The organism is Pseudomonas sp. MS19, assembly GCF_013277615.1.
Classification (GTDB): domain Bacteria; phylum Pseudomonadota; class Gammaproteobacteria; order Pseudomonadales; family Pseudomonadaceae; genus Aquipseudomonas; species Aquipseudomonas marincola.
Map to the genome: position 1 here is coordinate 381632 of NZ_VBTO01000008.1, position 21695 is coordinate 403326.

Below are 21695 nucleotides of genomic sequence, written 5' to 3' on the forward strand. Positions count from 1 at the left end.
CCTGCATGCAGTATCGCGACCTGCGCGACTTTATCAGCGGCTTGGAAAAGCGCGGCGAACTCAAGCGTATCCAGACCCCGGTTTCTCCGGTTCTGGAAATGACCGAAATCTGTGACCGTACACTGCGTAAGGCAGGGCCTGCGCTGCTGTTCGAGAATCCGACCGGCTTCGATATGCCGGTGCTCGGCAATCTGTTTGGCACGCCCAAGCGGGTGGCGTTGGGCATGGGCGCAGAAGAGGTCAGCGAACTGCGTGAAATTGGTAAGCTGTTGGCGTTCCTCAAGGAACCTGAGCCGCCAAAGGGCTTGAAAGATGCCTGGTCGAAGCTGCCGATCTTCAAGAAAGTCCTGGATATGGCGCCCAAGGTGCTCAAGGACGCACCGTGCCAGGAAGTGATTGAGGAGGGCGACGATGTCGACCTGTCCAAGCTGCCGGTGCAGACCTGTTGGCCGGGTGACGTGGCGCCGCTGATTACCTGGGGCCTGACCATTACCAAGGGGCCGAATAAAGAACGGCAGAATCTGGGCATTTATCGTCAGCAGGTGATCGGCCGTAACAAGGTCATCATGCGCTGGTTGAGCCACCGTGGCGGCGCGCTGGATTTCCGCGAGTGGTGTGACAAGTATCCGGGTCGCCCGTATCCGGTTGCCGTTGCCCTGGGTGCAGACCCTGCAACCATTCTCGGCGCGGTGACGCCGGTACCGGACAGCCTTTCCGAGTACGCGTTTGCTGGCCTGTTACGCGGCAACAAGACCGAGTTGGTCAAGGCGCGCGGCAGTGATCTGCAAGTGCCGGCCAGTGCCGAAATCGTTCTGGAAGGGGTGATTCATCCAGGCGAAATGGCCGATGAAGGGCCGTACGGCGATCACACCGGCTACTACAACGAAGTCGACAGTTTTCCGGTGTTCACGGTCGAGCGCATCACGCGTCGGCAGAAGCCTATTTATCACAGCACTTACACCGGACGGCCACCTGATGAGCCGGCAATCCTCGGTGTAGCCTTGAACGAAGTCTTTGTACCGCTGCTGCAGAAGCAGTTTCCGGAGATCACCGACTTCTACCTGCCGCCAGAAGGTTGCTCGTATCGCATGGCGGTGGTGACCATGAAGAAGCAATATCCGGGGCACGCCAAGCGCGTAATGCTCGGGGTATGGTCGTTTTTGCGTCAGTTCATGTACACCAAGTTTGTTATCGTCACCGACGACGACATCAACGCGCGCGACTGGAACGATGTGATGTGGGCGATCACCACGCGCATGGACCCCAAGCGCGACACGGTAATGATCGATAACACACCCATCGACTACCTCGACTTTGCCTCGCCGATCTCGGGCCTTGGCTCGAAGATGGGCCTCGATGCCACCCATAAATGGCCGGGCGAAACCACGCGCGAGTGGGGCCGGGTTATCGTCAAGGATGATGCAGTGACGCGTCGTGTTGACGAGATGTGGGCCGAGTTGGGTATCGACTGATGACGGCTGTTAAGGGCATGAAAACGACCTGGGAGGTCATGTGAAGGTAACGCTGCAGCCGTGCGGAGCAGTGCTCGACGTACATCCGGATGAACCGATTCTGAGCGCCACCCGGCGTTTGGGGTTTGAATGCCCGTCGAGTTGTCGCAACGGTAATTGCCACATCTGTGCGGCGTTGCTGGTTGAAGGGCGTGTGGAACAAGAAGGCCAGGCGATTGATCACGGTGAACTGTTCACCTGTCTGGCCAAACCGCTGACCGACTGTGTGCTGCATTGGGATGGCGTATTGATGCCCGGCGAGCTGCCGGTGCGCGAGATGTCGTGCCAAGTAGTTGCCTGTAACAGTCTGGGTGGCGATGTTTTTCATCTGCAGCTGCGCGCACCCGCTGGCAAGTTGCCGCGTTATCACGCCGGTCAATATTTGATGCTGCGCCGTGAAGACGGTGAGTTTGCCGCATTCTCCCTGGCCTCTGCACCGCACAACGGTCGCGAGATGGACCTGCATATTCTGGCCCGCGACGAATCCACCCGCAGCCTGCTGGCGTACTTTCAGGCAGAAGGCTTTGTGCGGGTGAAAATGCCCTTTGGCGACACCCATTTGGCCGAGCTGCCTGATGGGCCGCTGGTATTAATCGCCGCCGGTACTGGCATGGCGCAAATGCGCAGCCTGATCGAGCACTGCCGGGCGAGTGGTTTTGCGCATCCGGTGCACCTGTACTGGGGCGCGCGTAATCCGGAAGATTTTTACGCGTTGGATGTCTGGGACAGCTGGCAGCAACTGGATAATCTGACTCTGCATCAGGTAGTCAGCGACCAATGCGGTTGGAAAGGGCGTTGCGGTCTTCTGCACGAAGCGGTCAGCGAGGACTTTCCGGACCTGAGCAATGTGCATGTATACGCCAGCGGCTCACCGGCAATGATCTACGGCACGCTCGATGCGCTGGTCGAGGCCGGGATGGACGCTCACCAGATGCGCGCCGACGTATTCGCTTACGCACCGCGCAACTGAGGTTGCAGGCCGTTCGGCCTGCAATTGAATGTGCGGGTTATTATTTGACCTGCACCACGACTTTACCCACAGCCTGACGCTGGCCCAGCCGGTTGATGGCGTCGCCGGCTTTCTCCAGTGGATAACTTTCCGAGACCAGTGGTTTGAGTTTGCCTTCGGCGTGCCACGCAAAGAGTTGCTGGAAGTTCGCCGCGTTGTCTTGTGGTTGGCGTTGAGCGAATGAGCCCCAGAACACGCCAATCACGGCCGCGCCTTTGAGCAGCATGAGGTTGACCGGCAGTTCGGGGATGCGCCCGCTGGCAAAGCCGACCACCAGCAATCTACCGTTCCAGGCAATGCTGCGGGCGGCCAGATCAAACAGGTCACCGCCAACCGGATCGTAAATTACATCCGCACCCAGGCCTCCAGTCAGGCGTTTTACTTCTTCCTTGAGGTTGGTCTCGGTGTAGTTGATCAGCTCATCGGCGCCGGCGGCTTTGGCCACTTCAAGCTTCTCGGCACTGCTGGCAGCGGCGATTACCTTGGCGCCCATGGCCTTGCCGATTTCCACTGCCGCCAGACCCACGCCGCCCGATGCGCCGAGGACCAGCAAGGTTTCACCCGCCTGCAAGTTGGCGCGTTGCTTGAGCGCGTGCATTGAGGTGCCGTAAGTCATGCCGAAGGCTGCGGCACTGGCGAAGTCCATGCTTTTGGGGATTTGCATGACGTTGTAGCCAGGCACTGCAACCTGCTCGGCAAAGCTGCCCCAGCCGGTTAACGCCATTACCCGGTCACCGACTTTCAAGTGGCTGATCTTCTCGCCGACAGCACTGATAATCCCGGCTGCTTCGCCGCCCGGTGAAAATGGGAAAGGGGGCTTGAACTGGTATTTACCTTCGATGATCAAGGTGTCGGGAAAGTTAACCCCGGCGGCATGCACATCGAGGACGATCTCGTTCTTTTTCGCCTCGGGGCTGGCGATATCTTCCAGAACCAAGGTCTCGGCCGGGCCGAAGGCTTTGCACAGCAGGGCTTTCATCAGCAGTATTCCTTTTGGTGTTATGTCGCCCAGTCTAAAAGTCCTGAGGGGCGGGTCAACAAGCATGCTTGCGCCTGATACATACGTATAAGCATTAGGCTTGGGGGATTGCCCGAGTCTATATATGCTAGTGCCCAGCAAGGCCATGCGGGCGCTGCTGGATCATGGGGGTTTTTGATGTTCAAAGCATTGTTGTTTGCCATGCTGGCATCGCTGGTGTCGGTTCAGGCGATTGCCCAGGAGTCTGCAGAAGGCGAAGAGGGCAAGTCGACTGTGGCTTATGTGAGCCTGGTGCCTGCGCTTGTGGGTAACTTTGGCAGCGGCCCGAAACTCAAGTTTTACAAGGCAGATGTGTCGTTGCGCGTTACGGGCGCGGAAGCTCAGACTAAGGTCGAGCACCACGAGCCGCTGATCCGCAATCAGTTGGTCATGCTGTTTTCCCAGCAAACCGAAGAAGGTTTAAGCGCGCCGGACGCCAAAGAGGCGTTGCGTCAGGAAGCCTTGAAGCAGGTACAGCAAGTGCTGGCGACTGAAGAAGGCGAGCCGCTGGTGGAAGACCTGTTGTTCAATAACCTGATACTGCAGCGCTAAGAGCACCACGGATTCAGGGTTGGCGCCACACGCACGTCTGGTTGCGGCCCTGATGCTTGGCTTGATAAAGCGCCTTGTCGCTGCGCGCGATCAGATCATCCGGTAACTCGGTCTCGTTGGCCTGAACGCAGGCAATGCCAATGCTGACTGTCAGGCGCTCAAGCGGGCTGCCCGGATGCTCGAGTTGCAGTTCTGCGAGTTTGGCGTGAATCCTTTCTGCCAGATGCCTGCCGCCTTCTGCCGGGGTGTTTGGCAGGATGATCGCAAACTCTTCGCCGCCATAACGGCAGGCGGTATCGCCTTCACGTTGCAGGCAACTCTTGAGTAGTTCCGCAATTCGGCGCAGGGCATCGTCGCCGGCCAAATGACCGAGCTGGTCGTTGTAGGCTTTGAAGTAGTCGATGTCGATCATCATCAGCGTCAGCGGTAAATGCTCGCGGCGTAGGCGCCGCCACTCGCCGCCCAACTGATTATCAAAATAGCGGCGGTTGAAGAGGCCGGTCAGGCCATCTAGCTGGCTGAGCGTTTGCAGCTGTTGCTCAAGCTTTAGGCGCTCGCTGTTGTCGCGAGAAACCCCGATCAGGTATTCATGGCCGCTGACATTGACCAACTGTGCGCTGATCTCGGCGGCCTGAAAGCTGCCATCGAAGCGGCGCATGTACTGTTGAAAAATACTTGAGTGCTCGCTGGTCTGGGCCTTGCGGACATTGGCGATCCACTGCGCATAGTCGCGGATAACCTGTTCGGGTTTGTCCTTGAACAACTTGATGAAACCCTGCTCGCTGTAGCCGAGGGCGCTGTAGGTGGCGGGATTCATGTACAGAATGTCGCGATTTTGCGGGTCGATAATAAACAGCCCGTCTTTGCTCGAGCCCGTCAGGTCCAATACCAATTGCAGGCGTTCGCTGCTGCTGCGCAGTACCTGCTCGACTTGTTCGCGTCGTGTGACTTCGGCGTTTAAGCGCTTGTTACCGGCTTTTAACTCACGGGCCCGGCGTCGATTGCTAAGCGCCAGGCCCAGCGCGGCGGTCAACAGGGTGCTGATAGTCAGGCTTGCGACCAGCACGAAGGTCGGCAGGTTGCTGGAGAGTGTGGCAACCCACTGCGCACTGGGTCGCAGGCGAAGCGAGTAGTTTTGGTTGTTGATCAGGTGCAGGGGGATCTTCTGTTGCAGGCTGGCGACCGTAATGCCCTGCTCGCGGCTGTAGATGGGCTTGTCGAATTCCTCCAGATAGACGCTGAATTTATTCTTGTCGATGTTCTTGAGCAGGTTATCCATCAGGTTTTCAACCCGGAATACGGCCTGCAAGAAACCGTCGAACACCGGCTTTTGCTGCTCGTCCATGATCTGCAACGGGGTGTAAAGAACAAAACCGCGGCCACCCTGAACCAATGCGAAGCTGTTGGAGAAGCGTGCCTTGCCAGTGCTCTTGGCTAACATTGCCAGCGGGTAGTTGGGGTGATCAGGCGTCAGCACAAAGTTTATGGCGGCCTCGTTGCCGGCCAGCGGCAAGATCCAGCGCATGTGCAAGTCGGGGCCCAGCCATTGAATGGCTTGGTAGCCCTGGAAATTGTCGAGTGAAAACTGGTTGTCGAGCCGCCACTGTTGCTCGGGCAGGCGGCCAAGCTGGTTCCACAGGTTCGCTACCCTGAGCAGTCCTTGAGCTTGATCGTGCAGGCCGTGTTCAAGCTGGCTGGCCAGATTAGTTGCCTCATAACGGACAACTTCGCGGATATGCTCCTGTTCGCTGGTCTGCATTTGGCGCCATAGCTTAACGCTGGCTATGACCAACCCCAGAAACAGGGCTGCAATAGCAATGCGTGCTGGCCACGAGTGCCGATAATGCTGCGCCATAAAGTCCATCCGCTAAACCAGGCTGTGTAATAGCATATTGCCGCTATTGGCTCAACGCATTGCTAGTACGGCCTGCCACTCTTCTTCGCTAACGGGCATAACAGACAGACGACTGCCCTTTTTTACCAAGGCCAGTTCCTCGAGTGCGCTCTGAGTTTTCAAGCGCGACAATGCGATGACTCTGCTGAATACCTCGACGCACTGCACATCGACAGCGCTCCAGGGATTATTCTCCGCGGTCGCTTTGGGGTCGTAATAATGGCTTTCAGGATCGAGTGCAGTCGGGTCTGGATAAGCTTCGCGGCTTATCCGGCCGATTCCGGCGATACCCGGTTCCAGGCAGCTTGAGTGATAAAAAAAGAACAGTTCGTCTGTTTGCATTTTGCGCAGGAAATTTCGTGCCTGATAATTGTGAACACCATCCCAGCGCGCTTCGCCAAGGCGCTGTAATGCAGACACTGAAAGCTCATCAGGCTCAGATTTCATTAGCCAATTGGGCATGAACTTTGCTCCGTTAATCAGGTCATTGACTCAGTAGGCCAGTGATCGGCCCGGGTTATGTGTGCAGTTCTAAATGCTGTTATGGCTTTGGCATGGAATGCCGACTGGTACCAGCAGTAATACTGTTAACCGATAACAATAATTGTCGCACGGTCCAACGTGCGCAGTATGCCTCGAAGGGGGAGGCATTCAATGAAACGTAAACCAGATATGTTGTGGGTTTTGGTCGTTCTTTTTACTTTGGGAATCGTCACCACCGGATACACGCAAAGCCTTTGGGACAAACAAAACGAAACTGTTTCTGTGAGTCGCACTGAATAAGCGCTAATCCGCGGACCAAGAAATTCACGCCGCAAGGAATGCGGCCTCGCAAGCAGTGAGACAGGGTACTTGCGCCCTGGCTCCGGCGCTAAATGTCAGAACCAGCCCTTATTTGTCACCGTCGCATTCAGCGGCACGTCCCAGCTCGCCAACGCCAGTTGGTCGACTTGCTGGCAGGCGTGGGCGAGCCCTAGCAGCATGGGTTTATTCGCGCTCTTGCGGCGCGCCTTGTAGGCCAGGCTGCGGTCGTAAAAGCCGCCACCCATGCCCAGCCTGCCGCCCTGATCATCGAAACCCACCAGCGGCATCAACACCAGATCCAGTGCCCAGATCTTGCGCTGCTGGTGCAGGTTGCGGCGTGGTTCGAGTATGCGAAAGCGATTGGGCGTGAGTGCTTCGCCGCGGCGTATGCGCTGGAACACCATTTTGGTGCGTGGCCATGCACTCAGAACTGGCAGATAGGTTGCCTTGCCCTGACGCTGCGCCGCGCGCAGCAGCAGTTGCGGGTCTATTTCACCGTCGTTGGGTAAGTACAGGGCTATGTGTCGGGCGCGACGCCAGGCTGGGTTTTGCGCTAGCTGGCGGTAGAGGCCAAGGCTGGCCTGCCGTTGGGCGTGGCGGCCAAGTGCTCGTCGGGCTTGACGTAGCTGGCGACGCAGTTGCTGGCGGGAGAGGTTGTTCGATTCAAGCATGTTGATGCCTGGGCGCTGCTGCTGCGCAGTCAATCGAGGCAGCAGCAGAGAAAATTAGGACCCCCCGACGTGCCGCTGTCGGTGTAGCCCTTGAACCCGAAAGTTCAAGGTGGAGGTTGAAGGAGGCGTTAAGGCTTTCCGTCAGGCGGACATGCACACCGGCCCCGGCTTGCAACCCCCGGGGTTGTGCGTATCGGCTCAGGGACATGACCAACTGGCGCACACTTCAGGGAGCGGGGCCAGTATACCCGAATCAAATCAGTTTATCAGGCCCCGCGATGTTCTTCGTCGGCAGCCAGCGCCTGATCGACCCGCTCTAGCAGTGTGCGCACGTGCTCTTTGGTCGAGCTCGACTGATAGTCGAGGTTCTGCTGTTTGTGCAGCAATTCGTGGGTGATGTTGAGCGCAGCCATCACGGCGATGCGGTCGGCACCAATGACTTTGCCGCTGCTGCGGATCTCGCGCATCTTGCCGTCCAGATAGCGCGCGGCGCCTTCCAGATTGGCCCGTTCGTCGGCTGGGCAGGCGATGCAATATTCTTTATCGAGAATTTGTACGTTAACCGTATTTGATTGACTCATGTGTCTTGCTCCAAGGCTCTCAAGCGCGAAATCATGGATTCGACCTTGTGTCGGGCCAATTCGTTCTTTTCAATTAGATGAGCGCGTTCTTCACGCCACGCTTGCTCATGCGCCAGGAGCTGTCGGTTTTGCACTTTGAGCTGTTCAACCCGCTGGATCAGTAGCTCCAGCTTGGATGTCAGGGCTTGCAGGTTTGGATCTTCCATGTGGGCTCGCAAAGGCAAGTATTGACCGGACTATATAGGTCTGACTGGGCAAGCGGTCAAACCTCTACAACCAATTTTAGGCATGTAGCGCTGTGCATGTCGGCGCGCGTGGCAAAAATGTGCAGCGGTTTTGTTCAATTGTGCGCCTTGGCGGTTAAACCAGACACAGACCGATGGCCGCACCCGATAGTCTTCGCGCGCTTGCCGGTGCTAGGATACGGGACCTCCATTCTAGTGATTGCGCCGTCTGGCGCCTAGTTATCTATGCCAACTTCTAGTTCTCCGTACACCGCATTCGCCGCTTTGCTGACCAGCAACGGTTTTTCTGTCTCTCCCGCTGAGCTGCAAGGGCTGCTGCTGGGTCGTAGCTGTGCAGGCGCAGGCTTTGCCACAGACCCATGGCTGGTCGATGCTGCCGAGCTGCTCGGCGCGGCTCCTGAAGGTACTGTGCGCCAGGCACTGCTGGGTTTGCAGGAAATGGTCAAGACTGAGTTGACCGGCAGTGACGTCACTTTGGTGCTGCTGTTGCCGTCCGATGAGGCGCCGCTGAGCGAGCGTGCCGTGGCTTTGGGCCAGTGGTGTCAGGGCTTCCTTGGCGGCTTCGGTCTGACCGCTGGCGATGCGGCGCTGAGCGCTGAGGCCATGGAAGTTCTGCAAGACCTGTCGGCCATTGCTCAGGTGCAGAATGCGCTTGAAGAGTCCGAAGACGGCGAAAACGACTATATGGAAGTGATGGAATACCTGCGGGTTGCTCCATTGCTGCTGTTCAGCGAGTGCGCCAAGCCGGTTGCTCCGGTCGAAAAGCCGTCGCTGCACTGAAATGGCGGCGAGCATGGCCAAGCCTGACTTGGCCGTGTCTGGTTGAGGCTTGACGGGATGATGTTGGTGCAGCGGTTTTATCCTCAGGCCATGCGCCCAACCTGCCGGGCCCCGTGCTACTTCTACTAACTTAATGGACCTGCTTGCCCATGACTCGAATCCCCAAGTCGGAATTTGCCCGTCGACGCAAAGCGTTGATGGATCAGATGGAACCCAACAGCATCGCAATTCTGCCTGCTGCGCCGGTTTACATCCGTAACCGTGACGTTGAGCATATTTACCGTCAGGACAGCGACTTTCAGTACTTGTCAGGATTCCCCGAGCCGGAAGCCGTAATTGCCCTGATCCCGGGCCGCGAGCATGGCGAATATGTCTTGTTCTGCCGCGAACGTGATCCCGAGCGCGAGCTGTGGGATGGCCTGCGTGCCGGGCAGGATGGTGCGATCAGCCAATACGGCGCTGATGACGCGTTTCCGATTGGCGATATCGACGACATTCTGCCGGGGCTGATCGAAGGCCGTGAGCGTGTGTATTACGCCATGGGCACCAATCAGGAATTCGACCGTCACTTGATGGAATGGATCAATGTGATCCGCTCCAAGGCGCGTCAGGGGGCTCAGCCACCGAATGAGTTTGTCGCCCTCGACCATTTGCTGCATGACATGCGCCTTTACAAGAGCAGCAACGAGGTCAAGGTGATGCGTGAGGCCGCAGCTATTTCTTCACGTGCACACGTTCGTGCCATGCAGGCGAGTCGCGCTGGCCTGTTCGAGTTTCACCTGGAAGCCGAACTGGATTACGAATTCCGCAAGGGCGGGGCGAAGATGCCGGCTTACGGTTCCATCGTCGCGGCGGGTAAGAATGCCTGCATTCTGCATTACCACGAAAACGACGCGGCCCTTAAAGACGGTGATCTGGTACTGATTGATGCCGGTTGCGAAATCGACTGCTACGCCAGTGATATCACCCGCACGTTCCCGGTCAGTGGCACGTTCTCGCCCGAGCAAAAGGCTATTTACGAGTTGGTGCTGGCCTCGCAGGAAGCCGCCTTCCTTGAAATCGGTCCCGACAAGCACTGGAACCAGGCGCATGAAGCCACCGTGCAGGTGATTACTTCGGGGCTGGTCGAGCTGGGCATTCTTCAGGGCGACGTCGACGAATTGATCGCGACCGAAGCCTACAAGCCATTTTACATGCACCGTGCCGGCCATTGGCTGGGGCTGGATGTGCATGATGTTGGCGACTACAAAGTCGGCGGCGAATGGCGCGTGCTTGAGGTCGGCATGGCAATGACCGTGGAACCGGGTATCTACATTGGGCTGGATAACCAGAGCGTGGCGAAAAAGTGGCGCGGCATTGGTGTGCGCATTGAAGACGATGTGGTCGTGACGCGTGACGGGTGCGAAATCCTCACCAAGGATTGCCCGAAAACCGTCGCCGAGATCGAAGCACTGATGGCGGCGGCTCGCGCCGAGGTGGCTTAACCTTATGTCACGGGTCGATATCGCAATCGTTGGCGGCGGTCTGGTTGGCGCCAGCTTGGCTCTGGCTCTGCAGGCCGAGGCCAAGGTGCGCGGCTGGACGATCTGCCTGATCGAGCCGTTTACCCCGGGTAGCGGTTATCAACCGAGTTATGACGCCCGCTCCACGGCGCTTTCCTACGGCACGCAGCAGATCTACCAGCGCCTCGGTTTGTGGCAACAGATCAGCAAGCGTGCCGAGCCGATCAAGCACATTCACGTCTCCGATCAGGGCCGTTTTGCGGCGGCGCGCCTGAGTGCTCAGGAAGAGGGCGTGCCGGCGCTTGGTTATGTGGTCGAGAACGCCTGGCTCGGCGAATGCCTGTGGCAGGCGATGGATCAGCAAGTGGTGACATGGCGCAGTCCGGCGCAGGTCACGCGCATGCAAACGTTGGCCGATGGCTACCAGCTGACACTGGACGACGGTTCGACCCTTGAATGTAATCTTGCGGTATTGGCTGACGGCGGGCGTTCCGGTCTGCGTGAGCAATTGGGCGTGACGGTGAAAACCACGCCTTATGGCCAGACCGCTCTGATTGCCAATATCAGCCCGCGCGAATCGCATTGCGGGCAGGCGTTCGAGCGCTTCACCGAAGAAGGCCCGATGGCCATGCTGCCGCTCGCTGACAAACGTTGCGCGCTGGTCTGGACCCGCTCGGCTGCCGATGCCGAACGCTTGCTTGGCGCATCGGACGCCGCGTTCCTCAGCGAGTTGCAGCTTGCCTTTGGCTATCGGCTGGGCGCGCTGGAGAAGGTCGGCGAACGGCATCTTTACCCGTTGTCGCTGGTTGAGGCGCAGGAACAGGTTCGCGCAAATCTGGTGGTGCTGGGCAATGCCGCGCACAGCCTGCATCCGATTGCGGGGCAGGGCTATAACCTGTCGCTGCGCGATACCATGGCGCTGGCCGATACGCTCATCGCAAGCACCGAACCACTGGGCGCGCTGGCAACCTTGCAGGCTTATTTGCGCAAGCAACGGCTTGATCAGCAACTGACCGTGGGCTTTTCTGATCAGGTCACGCGTCTGTTCAGCAACAGCCAGCCCTTGCAAGCCACAGGTCGCAACCTCGGGCTGCTCGGACTGGATTTATTGCCGCCGGCCAAGCGTTGGTTTGCCCGCCAGGCTATGGGTATCGGCACGCGTGGCGACTATTGAGTGAACGAATGAGCAGCAAGAAAATGGCCCGTAAGGCGCGTCTACTGCGCTGGGCGATGAATTTTTATCCGCCGTATCTGGGCGCTGGCGTGCGCGTGCGACACATCAGCGACAACTTCCAACAGGCCCGCGTGAAGATGGGCCTTGGCTGGTATAACCGCAATTATGTCGGTACCCAGTTTGGCGGCAGCCTGTATTCGATGACCGATCCGTTCTTCATGCTGCTGGTAATGGAGAACTTGGGCCGCGATTACATTGTCTGGGACAAGGCCGCCAATATTGATTTCATCGCACCGGGCAAAGGCCCGGTGTATGCCGATTTCAGCATTGATAACCACCTGCTTGACGATATTCGTGCGCGCACCGCCGATGGCAGTAAATACCTGCCGCAATTGCAGGTCGAGGTGCGCGATGCTCAGGGCACGCTGGTCGCCCGCGTTCACAAGACACTCTACGTGCGGCTCAAGCAGCGCGTTCAGCAAGCGGCTTAAGGAATACACATGCAAGCTGATCTGATTATCGTCGGCGCCGGAATGGTTGGCAGTGCATTGGCATTGGCGCTGCAAGACAGTGGTCTGGAAATTCTTCTGGTCGATGGGGGAGACCTAAGCGTTAAACCCTTCGCGCCCGACAGCGCCTTTGAGCCGCGGGTGAGCGCGTTGTCTGTGGCCAGTCAGCGGATTCTCGAGCGCCTGGGTGTGTGGCCCGCAATTGCTGCACGGCGCAGCAGTGCCTACCGCGATATGCAGGTCTGGGATGGTTCCGGTACCGGCAATATTCATTTCAGTGCGGCCAGCGTGCACGCCGAAACGCTGGGGCATATTGTCGAAAATAGGGTGGTGCAGGATGCGCTGCTTGAAGGATTGCTTGAGAGCAATATTGGTCTGCTCGCTAACTCGCGACTGGCGCAGATGCGCCGCTCGGGTGACGACTGGCTGCTGACACTTGAAGACGGCCGCGAATTGCGGGCTCCTCTGTTGATCGCTGCCGATGGCGCCAACTCGACGGTGCGTCGCTTTGCCGGTTGTGCAACGCGTGAGTGGGATTACCTGCATCACGCTATCGTCACCAGCGTGCGCTGTTCCCAGCCGCATCAGGCGACGGCATGGCAGCGTTTTACCGATGACGGTCCGCTGGCTTTTCTGCCCCTGCATGCACCGGCTGACTCGCCGATGGCGGGGGAAAACTGGTGTTCGATTGTCTGGTCAACCACGCCGGTTGAAGCCGAGCGGCTGATGGCGCTCGATGATGCCCAGTTCTGTGTCGAGTTGGGCAAGGCCTTCGAGCATCGCCTTGGCACGGTAGAGCATGCCGATCGGCGCATGTGTATCCCGCTGCGCCAGCGCCACGCCAAACGCTATATCGAGCCCGGCCTGGCGCTGGTCGGCGATGCCGCGCACAGCATTCATCCGCTGGCGGGTCAGGGCGTCAATCTGGGTTTTCTCGATGCAGCGGTATTGGCGCAAGTGCTGTTGCGCGCTCATGAGCGCGGCGAGTCGCTGGCCGATGAGCGTGTATTAAGCCGCTACGAGCGTCGGCGCATGCCGCACAATCTGGCCATGATGGCGGCGATGGAAGGCTTTCAGCGCTTGTTTCAGGCCGACCCGTTGCCCGTGCGCTGGTTGCGCAACAGCGGTTTGAAGTGGGTCGATGATTTGCCTGAAGCCAAGGCATTGTTCGTCCGTCAGGCGTTGGGTCTGGTCGGGGATTTGCCCGATTTAGCGCGGCCCTGAGCGTCGCTGACAGGAAGTAATCCGCTGTTACACTTGCCAAATGTGGGCTTGTTGAGAATCTAGATGCAAGTAACTATCATTTGTGCCTGGCTTTATCACGACCTTAATAAAGAGGCAGGATTTCATGCAGCTTAACAAGCAACTGTTCGCCGCACTTTCACTCACAGCCTTTGCCGGAGCCGCCCAGGCAGCCGATGAGGTCGTGGTCTACTCCGCGCGTATCGACGAGCTGATTAAGCCTGTTTTTGATGCCTACACCGCCAAGACCGGCGTGCCAGTCAAGTTCATCACCGACAAAGAAGCGCCACTGTTGGCGCGCCTCCAGGCCGAGGGCGAGAATACTCCCGCCGACATGTTGATCACTGTCGACGCCGGTAACCTCTGGCAGGCCGAGCAGCAGGGTGTTCTGAAGCCGCTGAAGTCAACCGTAATCGATGCCAACATCCCGGCTCAGTATCGCTCCAGCACCGGTAGCTGGACCGGTCTTTCACTGCGCGCGCGGACTATCTTCTACTCGACCGAGCGGGTTGATCCTAAAGAGTTGTCGACCTACGAAGCACTGGCCGATAATAACTGGGAAGGCCGTCTGTGCCTGCGTACCAGCAAGAAGGTTTATAACCAGTCGCTGACAGCCACGCTGATCGAGACTCACGGCGCGGAAAAAACCGAAGAAATCATCAAGGGTTGGGTCAACAATCTGGCCACCGACGTATTTGCCGATGACACGGCTCTGCTGCAGGCCATCGACGCCGGGCAGTGCGATGTCGGTATCACCAACACCTATTACTACGGCCGTCTGCACAAAGACAACCCGAACTTCAAGGTCAAGCCGTTCTGGCCGAATCAGGCTGATCGCGGGGTTCACGTTAACCTTGCCGGCGCTGGCGTAACGCTTAACGCACCGCACCCTGAAGCTGCGCAGAAGCTGCTGGAGTGGATGACTGGTGAAGAAGCGCAGGGTCTGTTCGCCGGCCTCAATCAGGAATATCCGGCCAACCCGAAGATTGAACCGTCTGCCGAAGTTCAGGCATGGGGCACCTTCAAGGCTGACTCGATTCCAGTTGAAGTAGCGGGCAAGCGCCAGGCTGAAGCAATCATGTTGATGGATCGCGCTGGCTGGAACTAAAACGCAGCGCTTAACGGTTATACTCGACGCCCCGACTTTGTTCGGGGTTTCGTGTTTTTGTTCTGAGGATATTGCGTGTCTCATCCTGCCCAGCGTCGCTGGTATCCGCTGGCCTTTGCCGTTGCAGCATTGGTACTTCTGCCGTTAAGCGTACTGCTGTTGAGTTGGGGCGAGATTGACCGCGAGATCTGGTCGCACCTGTGGCAAACCCAAATGCCCCGGCTGATCGGCAACACCATCACTTTGGTGTTGGGCGTGGGTGTCGGCGTGACCCTGATCGGCGTGAGCCTGGCCTGGCTCACGAGCCTGTGCGAGTTCCCCGGACGACGCTGGCTGGACTGGGCGCTGATGCTGCCATTCGCCATTCCTGCTTACGTGCTGGCCTTTGTTTTCGTCGGCTTGCTGGATTTTTCCGGGCCGCTGCAAACCCTGCTGCGCGAATGGTTTGGCAGCGGCTTGAGAATGCCCCGGGTGCGTTCAACCGGCGGCGTAATTATCGTGCTGGTGCTGGTGTTCTATCCCTACGTTTATCTTCTCGCGCGCAATGCGTTTCTGGCCCAAGGCAAGGGCTTGATGGAAGCCGCGCGGGTGCTTGGGCAAAGTCCCTGGCAGGCATTCTGGCGAGTGGCTTTGCCAATGGCGCGTCCTGCCATCGGCGCGGGGCTGGCGCTGGCCATCATGGAGACGCTGGCGGACTTTGGCGCGGTGTCGGTGTTCAACTTCGATACGTTCACCACGGCCATTTACAAGACCTGGTACGGCTTCTACAGCCTGACCAGCGCCACCCAGCTGGCCAGCGTGCTGCTGTTGGCGGTGATGCTGGTGCTGTATGGCGAGCGGCGTGCCCGTGGCGCTGTACGCCCGAGCAATGAACGGCAGCGGGGCGCTGCGCTGTATCACCTTAAGGGCGGCAAAGCATTTGCCGCCAGCGCCTGGTGTGGCCTGGTCTTTACCTGCGCATTCGTTGTGCCGATGTTGCAGTTGCTCAGTTGGTTCTGGCAGCGCGGACGCTTCGATCTCGACGAGCGTTACACCGCGCTGATCCTGCATACCCTTTACCTTGGCTCGATAGCGGCTGTGCTCACCGTGTGCGTTGCCCTGATGCTGGCCTTTGCCCGACGCATGACGCCCACGCGGCTGATGAATTCGACCGTCGGCTTGGCCAATCTCGGCTATGCACTGCCGGGCTCAATGCTGGCGGTGGCGATCATGCTGGCGTTCAGTTATCTGGATCGTGAAATGGTGATCCCGCTGTCCAATTGGCTGGGCGGCTCCGGCAAGCCTATTCTGCTTGGCAGCCTTGGCGCCTTGCTGCTGGCGTATCTGATTCGCTTCATGGCTGTGGCTTACGGCCCGCTGGAGAACAGCCTGGCGCGAATTCGCCCTTCACTCCCTGAAGCCTCGCGCAGCCTCGGTGTCGGCGGCGTTGGGCTGTTTTTCCGGGTGTACCTGCCCCTGCTGGTGCCCGGTGCTCTGTCGGCCGCCTTGCTGGTATTTGTCGATGTACTCAAGGAAATGCCAGCTACGCTGCTGATGCGTCCGTTTGGCTGGGACACGCTCTCAGTCAGGGTCTTCGAAATGACCAGCGAGGGCGAGTGGGCGCGGGCTGCATTGCCGGCGCTGACACTGGTGCTGGTCGGCCTGCTACCGGTGGTCGGTTTAATCCGTAAATCGGCGCGACGATACGGCCAATAGACTCAGCTTAGAGTGAACGATTGTGCATCTCCACAAAGGTCGAGATGACCCGCCTCGACCTTGCGGCTACAATGCGCGCCATTCGCTGTGGCCTGCCATTTTCATCCGGCCGTTGAAGCGTGCAGTGCAGCCTTATTTTTTAGCTGCATCAGCCTTCAGTACTTAGCCACAGCTTTGCCAAGCCCGGAAGGAGACACCCATGGGACAGCGCACAGTTTTGTACGATTTGCATTTGGCACTCGGTGCCAAGATGGTTGATTTCGGCGGTTGGGACATGCCGTTACACTATGGCTCGCAAGTTGATGAGCACCATGAAGTGCGACGCGATTGTGGTGTGTTTGATGTATCGCACATGACCATCATCGATATCGCCGGCGAGCAGGCCGAAGCGTTTTTGCGCTATGTGCTGGCCAATGATGTCGCCCGGCTTGAAGGTGTCGGCAAGGCTCTTTACAGCGCCATGCTCAACGATCAGGGCGGCATCCTTGATGACCTGATCGTCTACCGCACCGCGAGCGGTTACCGGCTGGTGGTGAACGCTTCTACCGGGGTCAAGGATCTCGCGTGGTTGCGTGAACATGGCAGCCGCTTTGCTGTTGAAATCACGCCTCGCTACGACCTGGCTATGTTGGCTATTCAAGGCCCGCAAGCGCGCGCCCGCTGTTCAGAGTTGGTTAATCAGGCGCGTGCGGCAATCATTCTCGCGCTCAAGCCTTACAGCTTCGTGAGTGAAGGCGAGTGGTTTATTGCCCGTACCGGCTACACCGGTGAAGACGGCCTTGAGGTGATTCTGCCGGCAGAGCAGGCGGTGCCTTTGCTCAACGACCTGATCGGCGCCGGTATCGCGGTCATCGGGCTTGGCGCGCGGGACACCTTGCGCCTGGAAGCCGGGATGAACCTGTACGGTCAGGATATGGATGACAGCGTCTCGCCGCTTGAAGCCAACATGGCCTGGACCATTGCCTGGGAGCCGGAGGAGCGCGACTTTATCGGCCGCACGGCCTTGCAGCAGCAACGTACCCAGGGCCTCGACAGCAAACTGGTCGGTCTGGTGCTGGAGGAACGCGGCGTACTGCGGGCGCATCAGGTGGTGAGAGTGGCCGAGGTCGGTGAAGGCGAAATTACCAGTGGCAGCTTCTCGCCAACGTTGGGCAAGTCGATTGCACTGGCGCGCGTACCGCTGGCCACCAGTGAGCGCGCAGAAGTTGAAATTCGCGGCAAATGGTATCCGGTTCGCGTTGTAGCGCCGAAGTTCGTCCGCAATGGCAAACCGCTGATTTAACCGTTATACCTTGTGTAAGCTCAGCCTCAGGTAACACGTGGTCGAGCAATTTTTGGCATGCCAGGGAGCTGGCGCGGCCTGACTGTGGTAGCGTTTCAAGCAATCTTCTTTCGGTATGGCCAAGGCCTGCTAAATTTTCCAGACGGCCCGGTCGCCGTCACGTCTTACGAGGAACGACACATGAGCAACATTCCCGCCGATCTGCGTTACGCCGCCAGCCATGAATGGGCTCGCCTTGAAGCTGATGGCAGCGTTACTGTAGGTATTTCTGATCATGCTCAGGAAGCTTTGGGCGACGTGGTATTCATCGAGCTGCCAGAAGTGGGTAAAGCACTGTCTGCCGGTCAGGAAGCGGGTGTGGTTGAGTCGGTAAAAGCCGCCTCGGACATTTACGCACCGGTTGGCGGCGAAGTGATCGCCATCAACGAAGCGCTGGCAGACAGCCCGGAAAGCGTTAACAGCGATCCATACGGCAGCTGGTTCTTCAAGCTCAAGCCGGCGGACGCCAGCGAGCTGGACAAGTTGATGGACGCCGCTGCGTACGAAACCGTTGCGCAAGAGTAATCTTTAAAAATAAAACCCCGGCACTGTGCGGTGCCGGGGTTTTATTTTGTCTGCAGCAAGCAGCGTTACAGCTCTGGCGTTCAGGCCTGCGCGGCTTCAACCCGCAATATCACGCCGTCCTGGCCAATCACTCTGACCTTGCTGCCGCTGGGCATGTCGGGGCCGCTGACCAGCCACATCGAACCGCCTGCCTTGATCTTGCCGCGCCCGCTGCTGATGGGCTCGAACAACTCAAACTCCTTACCCAGCAGTTCACTGCCGCGCATATTCAAGCCGGGTTGATCCGACGGTTTGGCAGCGGTGCGCTGGCGCTTCCACCAAAGCACAGCGCTCAGAATCGACAACACGGCAAACAGAATAAACTGCAGAGCCCACGGGGTTTGCGGCAGGAGAAAGGTGATCAGGCCAACGCCTGCGGCGGCGATCCCGACCCAGAGCAGGTAACCGCCGGCGCCAAAAACTTCAAAAATCAGCAGTACGGTGCCCAGCGCAAGCCAATCCCAAAACGTTAACTGGTGTAAAAAACTCAACATCATCAAGCCTGCTTGTCGCCGAAGGTTGCTTTGACAATTTCGCCGATTCCGCCCACCGAACCGATGATCTGGCTGGCTTCCAATGGCATCAGAATTACCTTGCTGTTGTCGGCGCTGGCCAGTTGGCCGAGTGCGTCGACATACTTCTGCGCGACAAAATAGTTAATCGCCTGCACGTTACCGCTGGCGATGGCTTCCGAGACCAGACGGGTTGCTTCGGCTTCTGCGGCGGCTGCACGCTCACGCGCTTCTGCTTGCAGAAAAGCGGCCTGACGTTCGCCTTCAGCTTCGAGTATTTGCCCCTGTTTCTTGCCTTCAGCGGTGAGGATAGCGGCTGATCGCGAACCTTCGGCTTCCAGAATCTGTGCACGCTTGAGGCGCTCGGCTTTCATCTGGCTGGCCATCGCGTTAACCAGATCGGCGGGTGGGGTGATGTCCTTGATTTCGATGCGGGTGATCTTGATCCCCCACGGGGCGGTCGCTTCATCCACGGTGCGCAGCAGGCGCTCGTTGATTGCATCGCGTTGGCTGAGCATGGCATCGAGTTCGAGCGAGCCGAGCACGGTGCGGATATTGGTCATCACCAAATTGCGGATCGCATGCTCAAGGTTGTTCACCTCGTAGGCAGCCTGCGCCGCATTGATCACCTGCGAAAAGCACACGGCGTCGATCTGCACGATGGCGTTGTCGGCGCTGATGACTTCTTGCGGCGGGATATCCAGCACGGTTTCCATCACGCTGAGCTTGTGGCCGATACGGTCGACCAGCGGCACGATGATATTGAGGCCCGGTTTCAGCGTGTTGGTGTAGCGGCCGAAACGCTCAACCGTCCATTGCGAGCCTTGTGGCACCACCTTGAAGCCCATAAACAGTATGGCGACCGCGAGGACGACAAACAGAATGATGACACTGCCGATTTCCATGTGGATGTTCCTTGTTGATCAGTGCTGACGGGGCGCATCTAAACACAGCTGAAAAAAACCGGGCGTTAGCAACCTCGCGATTTCTTTGATGCGCGGCAGCAGATTGCTACTAAGTGCGCATTTGTGCCAAAAATTGCGCACTTACATCCCAGTCACTTGTGCTCACTCTGTGGCGTGACCCTTAAAACCTCGGTAATGGTTGTCAGTCCTGCGGCAACCTTTTGCGCACCGGATAAGCGCAGGCTGCGCATGCCTTCCTTGAATGCCTGGCGGCGCAGGGCAACCAGATCGGTGTCTGCCGACAACATGGACTTGATTCCGTCGTTGAGCAACATGATTTCATACACCCCGGCGCGACCCCGGTAACCCGTGTCGCGGCACTCAAGACAACCAACGGCGGTGTGTGCGCCAGTCGGTAGCGGCGCGCTCCACGGCTTGGTCAGGTTCTGCCAGTCTTCTTCGGCGAGTTCGACCGGCGCCTTGCAGTGCGGGCAAAGCGTACGCACCAGACGCTGAGCCATTACCCCGAGCAGCGTGGCCCGGAGCAGGTAATGCGGTACGCCCAGTTCGAGCAGGCGGGTGATGGCGCTGGGTGCATCGTTGGTGTGCAGCGTCGAGAGTACGAGGTGGCCGGTGAGCGCCGCCTGAATCGCCATCTCAGCGGTTTCCAGATCGCGGATCTCGCCGACCATGATGATGTCCGGGTCCTGACGCATCAGGGCGCGTACGCCGCTGGCAAAGTTGAGGTCGATATTGTGCTGCACCTGCATCTGGTTGAAGCTCGTCTCGATCATTTCGATCGGGTCTTCAATGGTGCAGACGTTGACCTCTTCGGTCGCCAGTTGTTTGAGCGTGGTGTACAGCGTGGTGGTCTTGCCGGAACCCGTGGGGCCGGTCACCAGAATGATGCCGTTGGGTTGGCTGGTCATGCTCTCCCAGCGGCGCAGGTCGTCTTGCGAGAAGCCCAACTGGTCGAAGCTTTTAAGCAGCACCTCGGGGTCAAAAATACGCATGACCATTTTTTCGCCGAACGCGGTCGGCAAGGTTGAGAGGCGCAGTTCGACTTCGCCGCCTTCTGGGGTTTTGGTCTTTACCCGGCCATCTTGCGGACGGCGTTTCTCGGCGACGTTCATCCGTCCCAGGCTCTTCAGGCGGCTGACCACGGCCATGGTGACCTGCGGCGGGAATTGGTAAACGGTGTGCAGCACGCCATCGATACGAAAACGCACGCTGCCGCGTTCACGACGCGGCTCGATGTGGATATCACTGGCGCGCTGCTGGAAGGCGTACTGAAACAGCCAGTCAACAATATTGACGATGTGCGCGTCGTTGGCGTCCGGCTCCTGATCCTGATTGCCCAGATTGAGCAACTGCTCGAAGTTGCCCATGCCGCTGACTTTCATGTCTTGAGCGGTAGCGCCAGTGACCGACTTGGCCAGGCGATAAAACTCGACGGTGTAGCGTTGAATATCGCTCGGGTTGGCGACAACGCGCTTGATCGGCCGCTTGAGTACGTGGGTCAGGTTGGCTTCCCAACTGCTTACCAGCGGTTGCGCGCTGGCAATTGTGACCAGATCGGAGGTGGCCGATACCGCGAGAATCTTGTGCCGTTGGGCAAACGCGTAAGACATCAACGGCGTTACCGAAGCAACATCGATCTTCAGCGGATCGATGCGCAAGTAAGGTTGATTGACGTGCTCGGCCAGCCAGACGGTGAGGGTTTCCAGGTCGAGCATCTTGCCGGGATGTTTGCCATCGGCAACTTGCTGGGCGGCCAGAAACTCCAGCGGATGCTGGTGGTTGTGGGTGGCGCTGCGGCGTATGGCCAGGCACTTTTCGGCGTCGTCCTGATCGATTCGACCCTGGCTGACCAGATCGCGCAAAAGGTCGCCGAGGTCCAGTACCCGATCCTGGGTGGGGGTGGATAATGCCGACATGGGACTCCCTGCAGAAATTACGATGGCTCAAAGCGTGAGGCCAAGTATGCAGATTGTCTGCCTGCCCGGTCTAATTTTGTAGATTAGTCGAGCTATGTGCAGCTAACACAGCGGTTTTACTCGCAGCCGCGGGGGCTGCGGTAAAGGCCGCCGGCAGAAAA

General features: G+C 58.4%; 22 protein-coding genes and 1 other RNA gene. 13 read left to right on the forward strand and 10 right to left on the reverse strand.

The window, feature by feature from the left end; translation table 11 throughout:
• Positions 1–5 precede the first annotated feature (5 nt).
• Both ubiD and FEZ62_RS08965 read left to right on the forward strand, forming a co-directional pair.
• Positions 6–1472 (forward strand): 4-hydroxy-3-polyprenylbenzoate decarboxylase, encoded by a 1467-nt coding sequence (gene ubiD / locus FEZ62_RS08960; RefSeq protein ID WP_069898455.1) that lies wholly within the window; start codon positions 6–8, stop codon positions 1470–1472.
• Positions 1473–1512: 40 nt separating this feature from the next.
• Positions 1513–2481, forward strand: coding sequence for a CDP-6-deoxy-delta-3,4-glucoseen reductase (locus FEZ62_RS08965; protein ID WP_069898454.1), 969 nt, complete (start codon positions 1513–1515; stop codon positions 2479–2481).
• 40 nt (positions 2482–2521) lie between these two features.
• Here the strand turns inward: FEZ62_RS08965 and FEZ62_RS08970 are convergent, their stop codons facing one another.
• The gene (locus tag FEZ62_RS08970; RefSeq protein ID WP_172927435.1) at positions 2522–3499 is read right to left on the reverse strand and encodes an NADPH:quinone oxidoreductase family protein; all 978 of its coding nucleotides are present in this window, start codon (positions 3497–3499) and stop codon (positions 2522–2524) included.
• Positions 3500–3676: 177 nt separating this feature from the next.
• Between FEZ62_RS08970 and FEZ62_RS08975 the strand changes: the two genes are divergently transcribed.
• Positions 3677–4090, forward strand: a complete 414-nt coding sequence (locus FEZ62_RS08975) for a flagellar basal body-associated protein FliL (RefSeq protein WP_172927436.1) — start codon at positions 3677–3679, stop codon at positions 4088–4090.
• A gap of 13 nt (positions 4091–4103) precedes the next feature.
• Here the strand turns inward: FEZ62_RS08975 and FEZ62_RS08980 are convergent, their stop codons facing one another.
• Positions 4104–5849 carry a diguanylate cyclase gene (locus tag FEZ62_RS08980; RefSeq protein WP_345940436.1) on the reverse strand — a complete coding sequence of 582 codons (1746 nt, stop codon included), beginning with the start codon at positions 5847–5849 and terminating at the stop codon, positions 4104–4106.
• Positions 5850–5996: 147 nt separating this feature from the next.
• Complete coding sequence (locus tag FEZ62_RS08985; protein ID WP_172927438.1) at positions 5997–6446, reverse strand: EVE domain-containing protein; 450 nt, start codon at positions 6444–6446, stop codon at positions 5997–5999.
• Between the two features lie 192 nt (positions 6447–6638).
• Here FEZ62_RS08985 and FEZ62_RS20855 point away from each other — a divergent pair, with 192 nt between their 5' ends.
• Positions 6639–6767 carry a hypothetical protein gene (locus tag FEZ62_RS20855; protein ID WP_256547012.1) on the forward strand — a complete coding sequence of 43 codons (129 nt, stop codon included), beginning with the start codon at positions 6639–6641 and terminating at the stop codon, positions 6765–6767.
• A gap of 95 nt (positions 6768–6862) precedes the next feature.
• Here FEZ62_RS20855 and FEZ62_RS08990 read toward each other — a convergent pair whose 3' ends face one another.
• From FEZ62_RS08990 to FEZ62_RS09005, 4 genes are all read right to left on the reverse strand, one after another.
• On the reverse strand, positions 6863–7459 hold the full coding sequence (locus FEZ62_RS08990) for a 5-formyltetrahydrofolate cyclo-ligase (protein WP_172927439.1): 597 nt from the start codon (positions 7457–7459) through the stop codon (positions 6863–6865).
• Positions 7460–7516: 57 nt separating this feature from the next.
• Positions 7517–7695: non-coding RNA, 6S RNA (gene ssrS, locus FEZ62_RS08995), on the reverse strand.
• A 30-nt stretch (positions 7696–7725) separates the two neighbouring features.
• The gene (locus FEZ62_RS09000) at positions 7726–8040 is read right to left on the reverse strand and encodes a cell division protein ZapA (RefSeq protein WP_069898446.1); all 315 of its coding nucleotides are present in this window, start codon (positions 8038–8040) and stop codon (positions 7726–7728) included.
• Positions 8037–8246: a TIGR02449 family protein gene (locus FEZ62_RS09005; protein WP_069898445.1), complete on the reverse strand. Its 210-nt coding sequence runs from the start codon at positions 8244–8246 to the stop codon at positions 8037–8039. Before FEZ62_RS09005 ends, FEZ62_RS09000 begins: the two co-directional genes overlap by 4 nt.
• Before the next feature lie 264 nt (positions 8247–8510).
• On the opposite strand from FEZ62_RS09005, the gene FEZ62_RS09010 reads away from it, so the two are divergent.
• The 9 genes from FEZ62_RS09010 to gcvH all read left to right on the forward strand — a co-directional run bounded on the left by FEZ62_RS09010 (position 8511) and on the right by gcvH (position 18141).
• On the forward strand, positions 8511–9065 hold the full coding sequence (locus FEZ62_RS09010) for a YecA family protein (RefSeq protein WP_150547863.1): 555 nt from the start codon (positions 8511–8513) through the stop codon (positions 9063–9065).
• A 149-nt stretch (positions 9066–9214) separates the two neighbouring features.
• Positions 9215–10549, forward strand: a complete 1335-nt coding sequence (pepP, locus tag FEZ62_RS09015) for a Xaa-Pro aminopeptidase (protein WP_172927440.1) — start codon at positions 9215–9217, stop codon at positions 10547–10549.
• A gap of 4 nt (positions 10550–10553) precedes the next feature.
• A complete protein-coding gene (gene ubiH, locus FEZ62_RS09020) occupies positions 10554–11741 on the forward strand; it encodes a 2-octaprenyl-6-methoxyphenyl hydroxylase (protein ID WP_069898442.1) in 1188 nt (395 codons plus the stop codon).
• A gap of 8 nt (positions 11742–11749) precedes the next feature.
• The gene (locus FEZ62_RS09025) at positions 11750–12232 is read left to right on the forward strand and encodes a DUF4442 domain-containing protein (RefSeq protein WP_069898441.1); all 483 of its coding nucleotides are present in this window, start codon (positions 11750–11752) and stop codon (positions 12230–12232) included.
• Positions 12233–12241: 9 nt separating this feature from the next.
• Positions 12242–13474, forward strand: a complete 1233-nt coding sequence (locus tag FEZ62_RS09030; RefSeq protein WP_172927441.1) for a 2-octaprenyl-3-methyl-6-methoxy-1,4-benzoquinol hydroxylase — start codon at positions 12242–12244, stop codon at positions 13472–13474.
• A 124-nt stretch (positions 13475–13598) separates the two neighbouring features.
• Entirely contained in the window at positions 13599–14600 is a 1002-nt protein-coding gene (locus FEZ62_RS09035) for an extracellular solute-binding protein (RefSeq protein WP_172927442.1), read from the forward strand.
• A gap of 75 nt (positions 14601–14675) precedes the next feature.
• Positions 14676–16295 carry an iron ABC transporter permease gene (locus FEZ62_RS09040; protein WP_090510082.1) on the forward strand — a complete coding sequence of 540 codons (1620 nt, stop codon included), beginning with the start codon at positions 14676–14678 and terminating at the stop codon, positions 16293–16295.
• A gap of 199 nt (positions 16296–16494) precedes the next feature.
• Positions 16495–17577 carry a glycine cleavage system aminomethyltransferase GcvT gene (gene gcvT, locus FEZ62_RS09045; RefSeq protein WP_150547858.1) on the forward strand — a complete coding sequence of 361 codons (1083 nt, stop codon included), beginning with the start codon at positions 16495–16497 and terminating at the stop codon, positions 17575–17577.
• A gap of 180 nt (positions 17578–17757) precedes the next feature.
• Positions 17758–18141 carry a glycine cleavage system protein GcvH gene (gene gcvH, locus FEZ62_RS09050; RefSeq protein WP_172927443.1) on the forward strand — a complete coding sequence of 128 codons (384 nt, stop codon included), beginning with the start codon at positions 17758–17760 and terminating at the stop codon, positions 18139–18141.
• 80 nt (positions 18142–18221) lie between these two features.
• On the opposite strand, the gene FEZ62_RS09055 is transcribed toward gcvH, so the two are convergent.
• From FEZ62_RS09055 to FEZ62_RS09065, 3 genes are all read right to left on the reverse strand, one after another.
• Positions 18222–18674 (reverse strand): NfeD family protein, encoded by a 453-nt coding sequence (locus FEZ62_RS09055; protein ID WP_090510366.1) that lies wholly within the window; start codon positions 18672–18674, stop codon positions 18222–18224.
• 2 nt (positions 18675–18676) lie between these two features.
• Positions 18677–19597: an SPFH domain-containing protein gene (locus FEZ62_RS09060; RefSeq protein WP_150547857.1), complete on the reverse strand. Its 921-nt coding sequence runs from the start codon at positions 19595–19597 to the stop codon at positions 18677–18679.
• Between the two features lie 152 nt (positions 19598–19749).
• Positions 19750–21534 (reverse strand): GspE/PulE family protein, encoded by a 1785-nt coding sequence (locus FEZ62_RS09065; protein WP_069898434.1) that lies wholly within the window; start codon positions 21532–21534, stop codon positions 19750–19752.
• Between the last annotated feature and the right edge of the window lie 161 nt (positions 21535–21695).